At 49.2% G+C, this 16,106-nt stretch carries 15 protein-coding genes; 2 read left to right on the top strand and 13 right to left on the bottom strand.

Translation table 11 applies throughout. The annotated features are described in order from the left end of the window. Positions 1–104: 104 nt before the first annotated feature. The 12 genes from SE15_RS06435 to SE15_RS06380 all read right to left on the bottom strand — a co-directional run bounded on the left by SE15_RS06435 (position 105) and on the right by SE15_RS06380 (position 10,569). On the bottom strand, positions 105–437 hold the full coding sequence (locus SE15_RS06435) for an AzlD domain-containing protein (RefSeq protein ID WP_054521249.1): 333 nt from the start codon (positions 435–437) through the stop codon (positions 105–107). Next, a complete protein-coding gene (locus SE15_RS06430) occupies positions 434–1,144 on the bottom strand; it encodes an AzlC family ABC transporter permease (protein ID WP_054521248.1) in 711 nt (236 codons plus the stop codon). Before SE15_RS06430 ends, SE15_RS06435 begins: the two co-directional genes overlap by 4 nt. Before the next feature lie 91 nt (positions 1,145–1,235). Continuing rightward, positions 1,236–2,222, bottom strand: coding sequence for an ABC transporter permease (locus tag SE15_RS06425; protein ID WP_054521247.1), 987 nt, complete (start codon positions 2,220–2,222; stop codon positions 1,236–1,238). Continuing rightward, complete coding sequence (locus SE15_RS06420; protein ID WP_054521246.1) at positions 2,215–3,735, bottom strand: sugar ABC transporter ATP-binding protein; 1,521 nt, start codon at positions 3,733–3,735, stop codon at positions 2,215–2,217. The genes SE15_RS06425 and SE15_RS06420 overlap by 8 nt, the downstream gene beginning before the upstream one ends. 82 nt (positions 3,736–3,817) lie before the next feature. Further along, positions 3,818–4,855 carry a substrate-binding domain-containing protein gene (locus tag SE15_RS06415; RefSeq protein ID WP_054521245.1) on the bottom strand — a complete coding sequence of 346 codons (1,038 nt, stop codon included), beginning with the start codon at positions 4,853–4,855 and terminating at the stop codon, positions 3,818–3,820. A 39-nt stretch (positions 4,856–4,894) separates the two neighbouring features. Then, positions 4,895–6,049, bottom strand: a complete 1,155-nt coding sequence (locus SE15_RS06410; RefSeq protein ID WP_054521244.1) for a sugar kinase — start codon at positions 6,047–6,049, stop codon at positions 4,895–4,897. A gap of 15 nt (positions 6,050–6,064) precedes the next feature. Further along, a complete protein-coding gene (locus tag SE15_RS06405; protein ID WP_054521243.1) occupies positions 6,065–6,841 on the bottom strand; it encodes an SDR family NAD(P)-dependent oxidoreductase in 777 nt (258 codons plus the stop codon). Positions 6,842–6,891: 50 nt separating this feature from the next. Further along, positions 6,892–8,076, bottom strand: a complete 1,185-nt coding sequence (locus SE15_RS06400; protein WP_083461747.1) for a M24 family metallopeptidase — start codon at positions 8,074–8,076, stop codon at positions 6,892–6,894. A gap of 18 nt (positions 8,077–8,094) precedes the next feature. Beyond that, positions 8,095–8,775, bottom strand: coding sequence for an RraA family protein (locus tag SE15_RS06395; protein WP_054521241.1), 681 nt, complete (start codon positions 8,773–8,775; stop codon positions 8,095–8,097). A 48-nt stretch (positions 8,776–8,823) separates the two neighbouring features. Then, positions 8,824–9,633, bottom strand: coding sequence for an IclR family transcriptional regulator (locus SE15_RS06390; protein ID WP_054521240.1), 810 nt, complete (start codon positions 9,631–9,633; stop codon positions 8,824–8,826). After that, on the bottom strand, positions 9,630–9,917 hold the full coding sequence (locus tag SE15_RS06385; protein WP_054521239.1) for an antibiotic biosynthesis monooxygenase family protein: 288 nt from the start codon (positions 9,915–9,917) through the stop codon (positions 9,630–9,632). Before SE15_RS06385 ends, SE15_RS06390 begins: the two co-directional genes overlap by 4 nt. A 4-nt stretch (positions 9,918–9,921) precedes the next feature. Next, on the bottom strand, positions 9,922–10,569 hold the full coding sequence (locus SE15_RS06380) for a bifunctional 4-hydroxy-2-oxoglutarate aldolase/2-dehydro-3-deoxy-phosphogluconate aldolase (RefSeq protein ID WP_054521238.1): 648 nt from the start codon (positions 10,567–10,569) through the stop codon (positions 9,922–9,924). A gap of 530 nt (positions 10,570–11,099) precedes the next feature. On the opposite strand from SE15_RS06380, the gene SE15_RS06375 reads away from it, so the two are divergent. Beyond that, positions 11,100–13,808 (top strand): valine--tRNA ligase, encoded by a 2,709-nt coding sequence (locus tag SE15_RS06375; protein ID WP_054521237.1) that lies wholly within the window; start codon positions 11,100–11,102, stop codon positions 13,806–13,808. A gap of 108 nt (positions 13,809–13,916) precedes the next feature. Here the strand turns inward: SE15_RS06375 and SE15_RS06370 are convergent, their stop codons facing one another. Continuing rightward, positions 13,917–15,623 carry a DUF6909 family protein gene (locus SE15_RS06370; protein WP_054521236.1) on the bottom strand — a complete coding sequence of 569 codons (1,707 nt, stop codon included), beginning with the start codon at positions 15,621–15,623 and terminating at the stop codon, positions 13,917–13,919. A gap of 246 nt (positions 15,624–15,869) precedes the next feature. Between SE15_RS06370 and SE15_RS06365 the strand changes: the two genes are divergently transcribed. Further along, positions 15,870–16,082 carry a cold-shock protein gene (locus SE15_RS06365; protein ID WP_054521235.1) on the top strand — a complete coding sequence of 71 codons (213 nt, stop codon included), beginning with the start codon at positions 15,870–15,872 and terminating at the stop codon, positions 16,080–16,082. Positions 16,083–16,106: the final 24 nt, after the last annotated feature.

Raw genomic sequence — 16,106 nt, 5'->3', positions numbered from 1 at the left:
GTTTTTTGCTGAAGTTTAGCGGATTAGTAATTAGATATTGTGGTTTTGGCGAGACAGCGATCCCAAAAATAACACCAGGACGAAGCCAACGCGAAAGCTTGTGATCATCCTGCTGCTAACCACCCTAATACATTTCGGAAAACCCACAAAAGGATCATTCCCACCAGCACGGTTAAAAATGCGTTCCGTGTCTTCCAGGCAACGCCCCCTGCAATTATTGCCGCTCCAAAATATGGAATGTCCAATGTAAATGATCCGGGGCGGGCATAGGCCAACATCTGTGACGCTACTACTGCAGAAAGCATAGAGGCTGGTATGAATCGAATTGCTCTCACTACCACTTTAGGAAGGTTGACTTTTCCAGTAAGGCCGATCATCGAATAGCGAATCAAGAAGGTACCTATTCCCAGTGCAATCATAATTACCCATGTTGTCATATGCTATTGCTCCTCTCAACAAGCACTCCTAGTCCTATGCCAACGATAGCGGCGATAACGGTGCCTGTCTTGTAAGGCATGTTGTTCAGTAAAACGGTCATAACCCCTGCTGAGAGAGCTGCCGTTCCTGTGGCTTTATCCCTAATATTTGGCACAGCCAGCGCAAGAAACGTGAGTGGGATGGTGAAATCCAGAGACCAATCCTTAGGGAGGCTTATTCCTACTACCATCCCGATCAGAAGGCTTCCTTGCCAGGCAACCCACATCGTTAACGCCGCACCCAAGAAATGCCAGTGACCCCGTTGCGGGACGGTATGATTTTCAAAATTTGAGATCGAAACCGCATAAGCCTGGTCGCTGAGCAAGTATGCTAAAAGGGCACGCCATCGTTGAGGTAAGTGTTTTAGGTAAGGAGATAGTGAAATGCTATACATCAAGAATCGCAGATTGACCATTAATGCGCTGATAATGGTGACCACCACAGGTGTGTTAGCCTGAATGAGTTGTAGGGCCACCAAAAGCGCTGCTCCTGAATATACCAATATGGACATGATAAAGCCATCTTGGGGGGTAATGTGGGTTTGAGTCACTGCGATTCCCGTCGTCAAGCCAAAAGGGATGACCCCCAAAAGAATAGGGAGAAGGGCCTTTACCCCACTTGTAAATTCTCGAAGGATGATTAGTCTTTCATTCTTAGCACTTTCCATATCAAGAGACTCCGAAGAATAAAAGTGCGTCCAAATCGCTTTGTTGCTTCTCGATTTGGACGCCAGTAGCCTCATGAAATTCTGGGGTGGCTTAACTTTTAGCCGTAGCCTGGTTCTTACGTCGCTCGTTGACTACATCAATAACCACAGCCCCAATCAGGATAAGGCCGGTTATGAGATTCTGCCAGTACACATCTACGCCGAGAAGATTCAACGCATTCGCTAAGATACCCATAAAGAGAGCCCCAAGAAAAGCCCCCAGCACGGAACCTTCGCCACCGCTTAGGCTGGCACCACCGATAATAGTCGCTGTAATAACACGCAGTTCTGTGCCGCTCCCTACCGTGACCGATGCAGAGCCGAAGCGAGCGGTGATCATCAATCCAGCCACCCCTGCCAATAAAGCCACTATACAGTAGTTGATAACCTTCACCATATCAACGTTAATCCCCGAAAAGCGAGCGGCTTTTTCGTTGCTCCCTATGTAGTAATTCTGGCGGAAGAAGCGGGTGTTCCGTAATAAGAAATCGCCGATGATGACCAAGGCCAGCATCACATAAATGGGATACTGGATACCAAACAACCGGCCTTGCCCAATGATGGTGAACTCCGCTGGAAGGTTTAATACTGCACGTCCCTGGGCGAGGACAAGAAGCAACCCACGTACTGCCATATTGGTGCCCAGGGTGACGATAAATGGATTGATGCGCATCTTGGCTACCAATAGACCATTGGCCAATCCTACTCCAAGGGCCGCTAGCAGACCAAGCAGAATAGAGAACACCACGGGCACACCGGCATTAAGCGCAAGACCAGTGACGACCCCAGTAAAAGCCAAGGTGGAACCCACCGAAAGATCAAGTCCTCCCGAAATCAAGAGATTTACCATGCCAACAGCGATGGTTGCTTCAACCGAGAGGGCAAGCAAAATGGCCTCAATGTTTTGCTTGGTCAGAAAAACCGGCGAGGTTAATGACATTACAAATCCAAATACGAGTAACACAATAATCAGCGCAAATTCACGAAAGCCTGTGATTGAGCGAAATGAGCGCAGGATCAAGGATCCCTTTTTAACCATGGTTCACCTCTAGAGAAACCTGAGAATGAAGACCTGCGGCGAAAGTCATAATGCGCTCTTCTGAAAACTCCCCACGCGCAAGCTCACCAGTGATTCGTCCTTGGTGCATGACGATGATACGATCACACATCCCAATGAGTTCGGGTAGATCAGATGAGATCATTACTATCCCAACTCCCGTGTGGGCTAATTCGCGCAATTTGTGGTAAATTTCGGCCCGTGCACCAACATCTACCCCGCGAGTAGGTTCATCAAAAAGAATGACTCGTGGATTGATCCCCATCCACATTGCGATCAAGCATTTCTGCTGGTTTCCACCCGAGAGATTCGAAACCTTCTTGGTTAAAGACGGGGTAACAATGGCAAAAGCTTGTGTTAAATTTTCCGTAAAGGTCTCAACACGGCGGAAATCCAGAAGCCCCTGAGGGGTTGTAAATGAAGGCAAAGATGGAGCAATGAGATTTTCACGGATGCTCATACTGAGAAACAGACCATCGCCTTTTCGGTCCTCTGTCAAGTAAGCAATACCATGGCGAATCGCATCTCGGGGATTCCGGATGGTGATCTCCTGCTCTTCCAGGAAAATTCTTCCCGATTGCCGGGGATACATTCCGATGATAGCCCTGGCAAGTTCACTCCTGCCGGCTCCGATTAGACCAAAAAATCCTAATATTTCCCCTCGCCTTACCCCAAAGGATACATCCTCAAAGGCTCCTGGTTGAGTAAATCCTTCTACACGGAAATACTCTTCCCCGCGACTTTTCTCTGCATCTCCATATAGGCTGGTGATTTGCCGTCCTACCATCATGGCGATTAGATCATTTTCGGTGACCTCGCTCACTTGGCGAGTGCCTACATGTTTTCCATCCCTCATTACCATGACCCGGTCGGCGATTTGAAAGACCTCCGAAAGCTTGTGAGTAATGTAAATAAAGGACATCCCCTGCTTTTGGAGCTTTCGAATGTTTTCAAAGAGGTAGTTAGCCTCCGATTCGGTCAAGGATGAAGTGGGCTCATCCAGGATTAACACTTTTGGATTGATAGAAATAGCCTTCAGAATCTCCAGGATTTGTTGCTGTCCCATGGAGAGTTGTTTGACTAATTGGCGTGGGTTAAGGTGAAGATTGAAGCGTCTTAAAAATTCGCTAGTTTGTCGGTGCAATTCATCCCACCGAATAATCCCGCCTGGTCCTGCGGGTTGACGGTTGGCGAAGATATTTTCTGCCACTGAAAGGCTGCCCACGAGGGAAAGTTCCTGGAAAACGATAGCAATACCAGCGTGGATAGCATCTACTGGAGCGTTGAAAACCACAGGTTTCCCTTCCAAGAAGATGGTTCCAGCATCTGGCTTGTGAATCCCGCTCAGCATCAGAGAAAGTGTACTCTTTCCAGCGCCGTTTTCGCCAACCAGAGCCAGAATTTCTCCTCTATCCAACGAGAAGGAGACATCATCAACCGCTAAAACTCCTGGAAAGCGCTTCGAGAGGTGTTCGGCTCGTAAAACCTCTTCCATACCTCTCTCCTCATTGATCGTTTAAACTCTTCCCTGTGGATGCGGGGTATATCCGCACCCACAGGGAGTGATTTAACTCTTGTTATGGGAGATAAAGCTTATTCGCTTCGAGGTAGTATTGGAGATTGCTCTTGTCAATATAGTTGACTGACATATAGACGGTGGTCGGGCCAGTGCGGGCGCCAGCCTTGGCGTTGTCAATGGTGAGAGGAGCCTGGTGGTGATTGTAGTTATAGAGAACCAGAAGTGCCCAGTATGCCATGGCCGCATCGTCCTGCGCCACTGTACCGGTTAGGATGCCATCCTGGATCGCCTGCAAAACATCTGAATTACGATCCATGGCCACGGTCTTCACCTGCCCAACTTTGCCGGCTTCCTTGACTGCAGTGGCTGCACCGATCCCGCCAGTGGAGTCTGTACCCACGAAGGCAGCCAAATCAGGATGGCGCTGCAAGATATCCTTGGCCACGTTAATTGCCGTGACGGTGTCGGCTTTGGTGTCACCAACCTGGACCACCTCGATGCCGGGATATTCAGCGAAGGCTGCTCGATAACCCTGCTCGCGGTCGTCAAACATTTGCACCCCCGGGATGCTCAGAATAGCCACCTTACCCTTGCCGCCCAGGGCTTCGGCCAGTTTCTTGCCACCCACATACCCGAGGTCAAACTGGCGCGAACCGACGAAAGCCAGGCGCTTGGAGTTGGGTAGATCTCCCAAGATAGTGACAACGGGAATCCCATTGTCAACGGCTTTGTTAATCTCAGGTTCAAGGACAGGCTCAACCGCAAACACAACAATGCCAGCAGGTTTCTTCGCGATGGCCTGATCAAAGGCCGCAACCATGGCATTCAGGTCGTATTCAGCCGGGCCGACGTAGGTGGTCTTAACTCCCAACACTTCACCCGCCCATTTCCATCCATATTTGTGGGCATTGAAGAATTCTAAGTTGCCCATGCAGGAAACGTAGATGTACTCTTCGTTTGAGGTTGCGGGCTTAGCGGATTGCCCTTCGCTCCCAGTGGAAGCCGCCGGCGTCGCGGTTTGGGCTGATGCACAACCGATGAGCAAGGTTGCAATCAGAACCAGAGCAAGGGCCAGATAGAAGGTTTTGTGGTTCATTTCATTCCTCCTTATGGTAGGTTGTGGGTTGGTCTGGGCTTAACGGGAGACTCTCTTCCCGCCACCCTCAACATCGGCTTTCAGCAAATCTTGCACTTCTGCTTTGGTAATAATGGGCAAATCAAACATCAGGGTCTGTTTAATGCGTGTGGCGGCATCTCCAACTAGCAATCCTTTGTGGATCCCTTCGGGCCCAAACCCAGCCGTCAAGAGTCCATAGTAGAAGCCGCCGTTCCAGGTATCACCTCCTCCCAGGCGGTCTAATAGAGTGATGGATTTAACCGCTGGAGAGCGGAAGAAATGGCCTTGCGAATCCATTACGGCGCTCTCCCAGCGATTCTCCTCAAACGAATCAGGGTATCGGATCGTAATGGCTACAATTTTGGCGTTAAAATACTCACCAAGGTGAGATGCCAGAGATCGTAGATCGTTATCGGTGATTTCGCCCATTTCCCCCTTATCAATCTGTTCTGGCGAGTATTGCCCACAGCTGAAGCCATACACTGTGGCCATGTCTTCGATTGTAGTGATCAAAATATCCACATGTTCCCTGATTAATGGGGTCATTACCTCCCGACATTGCTCGGCTCGCCACAGAGTAGCCCGGTAATTAAAGTCCAGCCCTACCCAGCAGCTGGGTGGTTTGTGAGACATGGCTTCATAAAAAGCATCAAGCAGGTAGTTCTGTTCGTAATGACTGTGGTAAGCCAGGCCAAATGTGATACCGGATGTATGGAAAAGCTCACAATTCCGTAGAGCATTTTTCCAATTGACCATGCCTGAGCCTAGGCGGCTGGCTGCCGAATACATCCGTTGATACCAGCCGACGCTTTTTCGTGGAGTGCGCCCAATCTCATATAGCAGACGCCCTATGGGTTCAGCCTTGTTTGCCCAAACAAAATACTCTGTGTCAATGCCGTGACTTCGGGCTGTGTCTCGTACCATCCACCCGTATGGGTTATCAGGGACCCGAGTAATGTAGGCCGAGGGGACACCAAAACGGGCTAGTAAAGTAGCAACAGTCAATTCACTGCCTGCCAGGGAGATGTAGACATTTTCGGTCCGTTCCAGGCGCTGAAAATCTGCTGGAGTTTCCCGAATCAGAGTTTCTCCAAAAGTAACAAATATCGGTCCTTTCCCCGAAAAGCGGCTGAGATCGTCTTGGGTGATGTTGAAGGCAAAGTTCTTTTCCATGGATACGGCCCTTAATTACCAGGTTTCAAGTTGTGCGGTTAATCCACCGTCTACAAAGAGTTGGGTTCCAGTGATGAAACTGGCTTCATCACTGGCCAGGAAAGCGGCTGCATAGCCGATATCTTCGGGGCGACCAATGCGTTTCATAACCTGGCGCTGTTCAACGGCCTTGCGCTGGGCCTCGGGGTCTGGATAACTGTCAAAGATGCTTTGGATCAGGGGGGTGAGTACCCATCCAGGGGCGATGGAGTTTACTCGGATTGTGGGTCCGTAATCAATTGCCATGTTGCGGGTAAGTGCTGTAATTCCACCTTTTGAGGCGGCGTATGGGGCAACGCCGTTAACGGTTTGGAAAGAGTGAACCGAGGAAATATTGATGATATTGCCCTTCCCCTGTTTCAGCATGTGTGGGATGACGTATTTTGAGCATAGAAAAACACCCTTGAGATTCACATCTAGACAGCGATCCCAATCTTCGCTGCTCGTATCCAGGATCGATTTATAGACACCAATGCCTGCATTGTTAACAAGCACATCAATTCGGCCATAGGTCTTGATAGTTTCCTCAACCATTGCTTTGACTTGCTCTTCATTGGAAACGTCACACTTAACGTAGATAGCTTCTCCTCCCGATTGACGCAGTTCCTCGACCGTTTTGGGGCCGTTTACATCGTCCCAATCAGCAACAACAACCTTGGCCCCTTCTTGGCTGAAGACTTTAGCGATTCCCCAGCCAATACCCTTTGCACCGCCAGTCACAATGACAACTTGATCAACGAACCTTTTGCACATTTGGCCCTCCCTTCAGCTGATCGGTAGATATATTTGCGATTTAGGCGAAATCACCAGGGTTGGCGTGGTGTGGACAGGAAGATTGGTCCATTAGCACCTACCAACACATTGTCCTCGATACGCAGACCGCCAAAACCAGGGATATAAATTCCTGGCTCTACACTACAAACCATTCCCTCTTGCAGAACTCCTTTGGCACCTGGTGCCAGTAAGGGAATGGGTTCGTGGTAGCGCATACCGACCCCATGGCCAGTAATATGGACAAAATATGTGTCTAAGCCTGCTCGTTTTAGCACCTCGCGTGCTGCACGATCTGGGGCTTCGAAAGAATTGCCTGGGTAGAGTTCTCGTGCCGCGGCTTGCTGGGCTTCGAGAAGGGCATTATGCACCTCTTTTTGGCGTGGTGAGGGTTCCCCAACGACTGCCATGTAGGTTAGGTCTGAGAAGTAACCATCAACCATGGTGGCAAGTTCAATCATAACCAAGTCCCTCTCCTGAACGCGGTACGTGGTTGAAGGAACAAGAAGGGTACCTTTAGTACTGCCCACGGGGCCCGCACCGACCTCGGCCTCGGCTCGCACGAGCTTAGCACCTTGAAATCCTGGCCCTTCGGAGCGGATTTTGTATTCGATTAGTGCTCCGATTTGGGTTTCTGTAATTCCTGGTTTTAGTTCTTTGAGGGTTGATTGAATTGCTTTTTCTGCTATTGAATTGGCTATACGAAGTTTTTCGATTTCATACCCCGTCTTTATGGCCCGCACCTCATGCAATACTGGCGTTGCATCTACTAGATGCGACTCCGCAAAAATTTCACCTAGCAGAGTATTCCATGGTCCCGAAGGCACAACCGGCTCGGCAATCCGATAACTCGGAGCAACAACTTCAAAGGAAAGTTCTGCTCCCACTTTCTTACCCTTTAAATTCCACGATGCCACCACCGAATCAATGAGCAAACGATAGTTCTCGTAAAGCTCTTTATCTTTAAGAAGACCCCACCCAAAAGGAACAACCTCAGCCCATTCAGATTGTGTATATTCCTGTTCAACCTCGGGCACAAAAAGGATAGGCTTTCCTTCTCGCGGCAAAACTGCTACCGAGATACCATGATGCGGCCAGTAATCGGTGAGGTATACGACGTTCTCGGGCAATCGGCAAACTAATGCGCTTAAGTCCTTCTGAGCCATCAACGCTTGCAAATTTTCGACTCGAAGCCTTCTATTCGCGCTCATTTTCATCCTCCTGATACATTTCAATTACAAGCGGCCAAACTCTGCTAGCAACTCTTCAACTGTCTTCCCCTGACGAATCCTTTCACGCGTTCGTTCCTCTTTTTCTGCCTGAGCGCGTGCCCTCTCTAGAGTTTCCGCAGCTCTCTCTAATGGAATGACCACTACGCCAATCTCATCCCCCAAAACCAAATCGCCCGGGCGAACCAGGACACCACCACATTGGATCGGTACATTTATCTCTATGGGTTCCAGCCGACCTGAAAACGGCGAGTGCGTAGAACGCGGTACAACCGCTTTAGAGAAGATATAGAATCCCAGATCTCGAATTTCATCTGTATCGCGAATAGCCCCATCTACCACCGCTCCTGCAACCCCCTTCATCTTACACAGCCCAGCCATCAACCCTCCCCAGACCGAGGTTTCCGTCTCACCTGCCGCATCCACCACAATCACATCGCCTGGCTCTGCTACGGCCAATGCATCCAGGCAATCCACTTGATTGCCCGGCTCCAGACGCACGGTTAAAGCAGGACCGACAAAACGGGTCTCGCGTGTTAAGGGCTTAAGAGACGAATGCATGACCCCATAACGCTCTTGAGCATCTGCAACAACACACGATGGACTATAAACTTTAAGTAGCTCCTTAAAGCCTTGCAAAATTTGGGGGTCAATATGGGACTCTCGTCGGTTGATGATCCTTCGCATATTTCGCCTCACTTTTTTGAGAATTCAAGAAATTCACTGCATAATGGTCTATGACGATTTGGAACGGAAACCCAACTTCTCCGAAATAGTTCGGGCCGTTTTGCACGCCTTTTCGATAAGCGTCCAATTGGTTTCCAAAGGCTCCATGCGCCCGGCAGGTCCCGAGATACTTAAAGCAGCCACCACCTCACCTCGCATATCAAAAATCGGGGCAGCAACGCATCGAACTTCGCCCTCATGCTCGCCCCGATCCAAGGCATATCCCACCCTGCGAATTTCTTCCAATTCGCGCTCAAGCACCGAAAGGTCTGTAATCGTTCGCTCAGTATAGGCGCGAGGTGGGTTTTTGAGGAAAAAGGCCTTAACCTCCTCGGGTTTGCAATAAGCCAGCAGCACCTTTCCCAAACCAGTGCAGTGAGAGGGGGCACGGCCCCCCACGCGAGAACCCATTAAGCCGATAGCGTGTAAACCCGGAAGTTTTTCGAGGTAAACTACTTCCATTCCTTCCAGGACGGCAAGGTGGACCGTTTCCTTGACTTCATCCCGTAGCGCCTCTAATTCTGGTAACGCAACCTTACGCAGATCATTGCTTTCATAATAGGCTCTGGCGAGCTCCAAACAAGTCAAGCCAAGCGAATAGCGATTGAGGGCATCTTTTTGAACAAGTCGGTAGCACCCTAGAGTGGCGAGGAGACGAAACGTTGTACTTGGACTTAATCCTATAGCTTCGCTGATCTCCTGAAGGGTACGGGGCGTACCATCGGATAACACAAGCAAAATGTTAATGGCGCGATCCAGAACTCGGACGTTGTAACGATTATTGGGTGTTGCATTCGATTGAGCACGTCTGGGGGTCATGCGATGACCTCATAAACTTGTACCTGGCTCTCCTGATAAAGTGCTTTGATCTTGGGTTGCAGTAACTGATGGGCACTCGAACTGCGCCAAGCGGCTGCCTCTTCAGCGGAGCGAAAGCGAATAACCATGTGATAGTTCTGAGGATTTTCAACCTCCATCAACAGGGACACACTAATGAATCCAGGCATTAACGCCATTGCAGACCGATATTCTTCAATAAAAAGACGTTCAAACGCTTGTTCTTTTCCCGGAAGCACCTTGAAAGTCACATGCCGCTCAATCATCGCATTACCACCCTCGTCCTTTTTTTACTTCCTCACGAAAAGCCCTTGCCCGACGCCTAATTTCCTCAAAGGATTGGGATTCCAACAATTGGGCATTGATTAATTCGGCACCCACACCAACGATCTCAACACCGGCACGGAAAAATTGGGCCGTATTCTCCAGGTTCACTCCACCAACTGCCGCAAGACGAATTTGGGGTAAAGGTGCCTTAATGGCTTTAATGTACCCAGGTCCACCGATATTGGCTGGAAATACTTTGACGACATCCGCTCCCGCCTCCCAGGCAACCAGGATTTCAGTCGGAGTGTAAGCGCCTGGAATAACTGGAACCGAATATCGTTTGCATAGTTTGATGGTGTCTAAGTTAAGTGTTGGAGCAACGATAAATCGTGCTCCCGCTAAAATCGCCAATCGAGCAGTTTCAGCATCCAACACCGAACCCGCACCAAACACCACCTGCTCACCAAGCTGAGTGGTTGCTTTCTCTATGACTTCTAAAGCCCCAGGGGTGGTCATGGTCACTTCAATTACATCAATTCCCCCATCTAAAATTGCTTTTGCAGCATCCAATAATTGCGAAGCGCTTGGGGCTCGCATAATGGCGATAACACCACTTTCAAGGATCTTTTGAAGAGGCTGCAAGGTTTTCATCTTTACTCCGTACCGGTTAATTCGTGGGATGGGCTCTTAGAGCAAGAGAGAATGTTATATTTCATTGTATGAAAATAGAATTTACTATATAAAATTATAGTGAAATCAAACCAAAAGTCAATAGGCAATTTTGTTGTAATCCTTCTAAAGAAACAATATCCATTTCCCCCAACACTTTCAAATTGACATCGGGAATGCTTTTCTGTATAATCAGGCCAAACTTAACACGAGAAAGCCGGAAGGAGTAAGTCAGGCTACCTCTGACAGAAAAAGAGGTCAGTGGCTGAGAGCCTCTCCAGAGTGCCCTGGCTGAAGTCGTCCGGTAGCGATGCCGAAGAAATCCCCACACTGGGGAGAGTAGACCGGCACGGGTTAGCCCGTTACCGCGAGAACCGGATGATGGTCCGGGGGAGTGCGCTGGTTAGATTCCAGCGAAATGAGGTGGTACCGCGGAAGTCAACCTTTCGTCCTCATGAGGACGAAAGGTTTTGTTTTTGAGACCATTGAGAAACCCATACCAAGAGGTGCACATGCCTGGCTATAACCTACCAAAAACTTATGATTTTTCTGCAATTGAGGAACCCCTTTATGCCTGGTGGGAGGAAAAAGGTTTCTTCAAACCCTGGAACGACCCCAACCTTCCAAACTTTGATCCCTCCCATAAACCCTTTGTAATCAGCATTCCCCCGCCCAATGTTACAGGCGAGCTTCATCTTGGCCACGCAATGTTCGTCGCAATGGAAGACTTAATGATCCGCTACCACCGAATGAAAGGAGAACCCACCTTATGGATACCTGGAACCGATCATGCTGGTATTGCAACCCAGCTCCTGGTAGAACGTGAACTGGCCAAGGAGGGACTTCGCCGCGAACAACTAGGTCGCGATGAGTTCCTAAGGCGAGTTTGGGCCTGGAAAGAAAAGTACGGCAATATAATTACTCGCCAAATTCGCCGACTAGGCGCCTCCTGTGATTGGAGCCGTGAGCGCTTCACCCTTGACGCAGGGTTGTCTCGCGCAGTGCGCGAAGCCTTTGTGCGGCTCTACGAAAAAGGGCTGATCTACCGCGGTTTACGCATGATCAACTGGTCGCCGGGTTTACGCACCGCAGTCTCGGATCTGGAAGTTGAATATTCGGAGGAACCCGGTACTCTTTACTATTTCAAATACGTCCTGGCCGACGATCCCAACACCTATATTCCAGTCGCTACCACCCGCCCCGAAACCATCCTGGGCGACACCGCAGTGGCTGTCCATCCCCAGGATGAACGCTATTCTGCTTTTGTGGGGCGTAAAGTACGGGTGCCTATTTTAAATCGCCTTATCCCGGTAATCTCTGATCCCTATGTAGATCCCCAATTTGGTACCGGTGCTCTGAAAGTCACGCCTGCCCATGATCCTAACGATTACCAGATTGCTTTGCGCCACAATCTTGAAATCATTAATATCATGACGGAGGAAGCACGTATTAACGAGGCAGGAGGACCATACGCTGGCCTTGATCGCTTTGAATGCCGCAAGAAACTTTGGGAAGACATGCGGGCCGCAGGCCTGGTAATCAAAGAAGAACCCTACACTTTAACGGTACCTCGATCTCAACGTGGTGGAGAGATCATTGAACCGCGCCTTTCAGAACAGTGGTTTGTCCGCATCAAACCATTGGCCGAGGCGGCTCTGCGGGCAGTACAAGAGGGACGCATTCGTATCATCCCCGAACGTTTTACTAAGATTTACTATAACTGGATGGAAAACATCCAGGATTGGTGTATCAGTCGCCAGTTGTGGTGGGGTCATCGCATCCCGGTCTGGTACTGCGATGATTGCGGAGCAATGACCGTAGCCCGTGAAGATCCCACGCATTGTGCCACCTGCGGAAGTATGCGGATTCACCAAGACGAAGATGTCCTGGATACTTGGTTCTCCTCAGGGCTATGGCCGTTTTCTACTCTCGGTTGGCCTGAAGAAACGCCGGACTACAAATACTTCTACCCCACATCTGTACTAGAAACAGGCTATGACATTCTCTTTTTCTGGGTTGCCCGGATGATTATGTTTGGCCTGGAATTTACAGGACGTGAGCCCTTCCATACCGTTTACTTGCACGGCCTGATTCGTGACGAACACGGCCAGAAAATGAGCAAGACCAAAGGCAATGTGATTGATCCGCTTGAGGTCATGAATCAAATGGGCACAGATGCACTGCGGTTCACCCTACTGGTAGGCTCTACCCCTGGTAATGATATCAACCTGAGCCTCAAAAAAGTGGAGGCCAACCGAAATTTTGCCAATAAAGTATGGAATGCCGGGCGTTTCGTAATAGGAGCCCTGGATATGTGTCCCCTTGCACCTCAAGGGGCACCGCAGTGGACCCTCGCCGATTCCTGGATCTGGGCGCGCCTCCAAAATCTTTTACGTGAGGTGGAGCGCCTCTTCGAATCCTACCAATTTGGTGAAGCAGGCCGTCAAATTTATGACTTCTTCTGGTCCGAATTTGCAGACTGGTATATCGAGATCGCCAAGATCCAGCTGGCAGAGGGGGGTGACCGAGCGTTCTACACCGCTTACACCCTGGTACGTGTGCTAGACACCTGTTTACGGTTACTGCATCCATTCACACCCTTCGTGACCGAGGCGCTGTGGGGACACTTGAAAAAGGCCGCTCAATCTAAAAGCGAGGCATTTGCTCCAAAAGAGGGTTGGGCAGAGGCCTTGATTATTGCAAGATGGCCAGAACCTAAGGCCGCGGAAGAATGGGAGGAGCAAAAAGTTGCCGAGTTCAGCCTGATACAAGAGATCGTCCGTGCCATTCGCAACGTACGTACGGAGAAAAAAGTCCCTCCCGCCAGAAAAATCCCCACTGTAATGGTTGCTGGTGAGCATGCCGATATGCTGAAGGAACAGACGCAAATATTAGCAGCACTGGCCGGAATTGCGTCAGATCATTTCCATATTCTCGAGAAGCGAGATACAAAACCGGGAAATGAAATCACATTGGTAGTTAGTGGAATTGAAGTGTATATCCCCCTTGCCGACCTTGTTGATCCTGCAGAAGAGCGTACTCGCCTAGAAACCGAGCTATCTGAAGCAGAACAGCAAATAGCGCGCCTTGAAGCCCTTCTGGCCGGCCCCTTTGCCCAACGAGCGCCCTCCCATATTGTAGAAAAGGAGCGTCAAAAATTGGAAACCTTCCGCGAAACAGCTCAACGGCTGCGTGAACAACTGCAGGCGCTAGGAGAATAAAGACGGGGCGCATTAGGAGATTCATAAAAACATTAGGAGATCCATAAAAAACAACAAGAGTGGCCTCTAAGCCAAGGCCACTCTTGTTGCGTTTTTGCAACTGTGAGGTCATGAGCGAATGCGAGAACGCTCGTTAGCAAAAATGCGCCTTAAGATAGCGATAGTTGTGGCATAGGTTGAATCCATTCCGAAATAGGAAAGGGTACCAGCCCCCAAATTTTTCCCCTTACTTAAGGGGGTATCAGAGGCGTAATGCAAAATCCCAACATCAAAGGGCAAGTTATAGAGGGTCACAATTTCATTGACTGGGTGGCGCTTGGGGCGCGACATCTCATAAACGGCCGAAAGGTACGGGCCGGCTTCCATTTCAATGTCTGTATAGCCCTCCCGGTAAACCACATCCATAATTCGCGAGTTTTGTAAAAAGGTTCCAAACACACTGACTGCTTTTTGGTTATCCAAGACCGTGCCGTAATGGAGATATGGCGCCACATCTGAAGCGCTAAAGCAATTTTGAAAAAGATATGTATTCTGCGAATGTTCATCTTGAACAACACTTGGAATCATTACATCTCCAAGCCGCCCATTAAGGGTAGCAGCCTTACCCATTATGTATACCCCCAGCACAGGTTCGATGTACTCCGCAATGATGCTCAATAAGTTATAAGCCGCTAGACCAAGTGGATAGTCAATATTCAAGATCAAAGCATCGCTTTCGGCCAAAAAGTTCATGTTTCCTAATCGGATGCGCGGGTCAAGATCTTCCCCATGAAGTGACGAGAGTTGGATGACCTGGGCTTCAATATCAAAATAATGTTCGCTAGGGATACGATGGATCCCATGTGTTATCTCGAATTCCAATTGCTCGTTGAGAGTGTATCGGCCACGCGATGTTTGCTGGTATTTTTTCAGGATGTAGTATAAAAAATTCTCCTCACTAGAAGGCACACGCCTTTCTTCGATTCCTTGCCACTCTTCTAACCAATCTGAATAGCGTTCATGCTTTAAAAAGCGAATTAATTCATCTTTTTTGTGAAGCGCATATCCGGAAAGTAGATTGGCCACGCTGTGAGTATTGCTTGAGATAAAATAAACAGGCCGCTCTAAAAGATCAGGGCACGCATGGAGGATATTTTCCCACCACGCCCGAGTAGCACGGCGATATTCCGTTAACGAGCCGCTCAAAAGGCGCACCTTGAAGTGGCAAGGACGATGCGCAATGCGTTGCAAGTTTAGGGCGAAGCGAGAACCCCAAACAGTGCGCAATCGCTCCAAATCTTCGGTACTAATTTGGAGCAAATCCGCTAGGCTTTGAGAATTTTCTGGGTTAGCAACAAACGCCTCCCAACTTGAACTCATAGGACGTTTTTGCAACAGATGATGTAATTTATTCCATTCGATTTGGAAGGCAGTGAGGGTGGGAATCAAATCGTCAATATCTGAGCGGCTGGCAATCAGGCAAGCTAGGGTATCCCGGTTATCAAAATAACACTTGCGACGTCGAGCGCGGGCAGAAACCTGTTGCCATCTAACAACATCGGAATAGCCGTGTCGCGAAAATACCGACAGACTTTGCCCCAGAATAACCGATCGCGCCTCTGAGATGCAGTCTGGCAGGCGTAACAGGCTGTAGATAAATGCAGATATATCGGGAGTGGGTTTACGTGCGTCGGGATGAAGCGTTGAATTAGTAGCCAGATGCACTTCCTCTAAAGAGCGTATTTGCACTTCTGCGGTGGATCGTAACAAGGAATAGATGGTGCGCAAATAAAGGGCAATTTCTTCGGAGGCCGTGCTTGGGACTGTGCGTTCCATCCAACATACTCCATACAGGGCTCAAAGGTTCTTTAGATTCTAGCATACCATCTTTACAATTGAGTTTCTGCGCAACCCTTGACACATCTACTCTCACATGATATAAACAAAACCAAGGAATCCAGTAAGTTCGCGGAATAAGAAAGGCGGCTCACGGAAATTCCGTGAGCCTAATTATTTGATCGTTCCGATGGAACTAGCTGAACACCTAACACCAATTTTTTGTCTGAAGGAGACACAAATATCATGACTGAACGTTACATCGGCACGGTTAAATGGTTCAACGGAAGCAAGGGCTATGGCTTCATCTCTCGCGAAGGTGGAAATGACGTTTTCGTTCATTTCTCTGCCATTCGTGGGGATGGGTATCGCACTCTGGAAGAAGGTCAGGTTGTCGAATTTTCCATCGAGCGCGGACCCAAAGGATTGCAGGCCAGCAATGTAGTCGTAAAACAGTAAACAATCAAACTATCTTCTAGCAAA

Origin of the sequence: Thermanaerothrix daxensis, from assembly GCF_001306145.1 — a bacterium.
GTDB classification, from domain to species: domain Bacteria; phylum Chloroflexota; class Anaerolineae; order Anaerolineales; family Anaerolineaceae; genus Thermanaerothrix; species Thermanaerothrix daxensis.
Note: the sequence above shows the minus strand (reverse complement) of the source record. Positions and strands in the feature narration are given on the sequence as shown.

Bases quoted from the DNA above. Each gene is read 5' to 3' on its own strand.
- SE15_RS06425 (WP_054521247.1), bottom strand. From the start codon at position 2,222: ATGGTTAAAAAGGGATCCTTGATCCTGCGCTCATTTCGCTCAATCACA.
- SE15_RS06430 (WP_054521248.1), bottom strand. From the start codon at position 1,144: ATGGAAAGTGCTAAGAATGAAAGACTAATCATCCTTCGAGAATTTACA.
- SE15_RS06370 (WP_054521236.1), bottom strand. From the start codon at position 15,623: ATGGAACGCACAGTCCCAAGCACGGCCTCCGAAGAAATTGCCCTTTAT.
- SE15_RS06420 (WP_054521246.1), bottom strand. From the start codon at position 3,735: ATGGAAGAGGTTTTACGAGCCGAACACCTCTCGAAGCGCTTTCCAGGA.
- SE15_RS06405 (WP_054521243.1), bottom strand. From the start codon at position 6,841: ATGTGCAAAAGGTTCGTTGATCAAGTTGTCATTGTGACTGGCGGTGCA.
- SE15_RS06410 (WP_054521244.1), bottom strand. From the start codon at position 6,049: ATGGAAAAGAACTTTGCCTTCAACATCACCCAAGACGATCTCAGCCGC.
- SE15_RS06390 (WP_054521240.1), bottom strand. From the start codon at position 9,633: ATGACCCCCAGACGTGCTCAATCGAATGCAACACCCAATAATCGTTAC.
- SE15_RS06365 (WP_054521235.1), top strand. From the start codon at position 15,870: ATGACTGAACGTTACATCGGCACGGTTAAATGGTTCAACGGAAGCAAG.
- SE15_RS06435 (WP_054521249.1), bottom strand. From the start codon at position 437: ATGACAACATGGGTAATTATGATTGCACTGGGAATAGGTACCTTCTTG.
- SE15_RS06375 (WP_054521237.1), top strand. From the start codon at position 11,100: ATGCCTGGCTATAACCTACCAAAAACTTATGATTTTTCTGCAATTGAG.
- SE15_RS06385 (WP_054521239.1), bottom strand. From the start codon at position 9,917: ATGATTGAGCGGCATGTGACTTTCAAGGTGCTTCCGGGAAAAGAACAA.
- SE15_RS06380 (WP_054521238.1), bottom strand. From the start codon at position 10,569: ATGAAAACCTTGCAGCCTCTTCAAAAGATCCTTGAAAGTGGTGTTATC.
- SE15_RS06395 (WP_054521241.1), bottom strand. From the start codon at position 8,775: ATGCGAAGGATCATCAACCGACGAGAGTCCCATATTGACCCCCAAATT.
- SE15_RS06415 (WP_054521245.1), bottom strand. From the start codon at position 4,855: ATGAACCACAAAACCTTCTATCTGGCCCTTGCTCTGGTTCTGATTGCA.
- SE15_RS06400 (WP_083461747.1), bottom strand. From the start codon at position 8,076: ATGAAAATGAGCGCGAATAGAAGGCTTCGAGTCGAAAATTTGCAAGCG.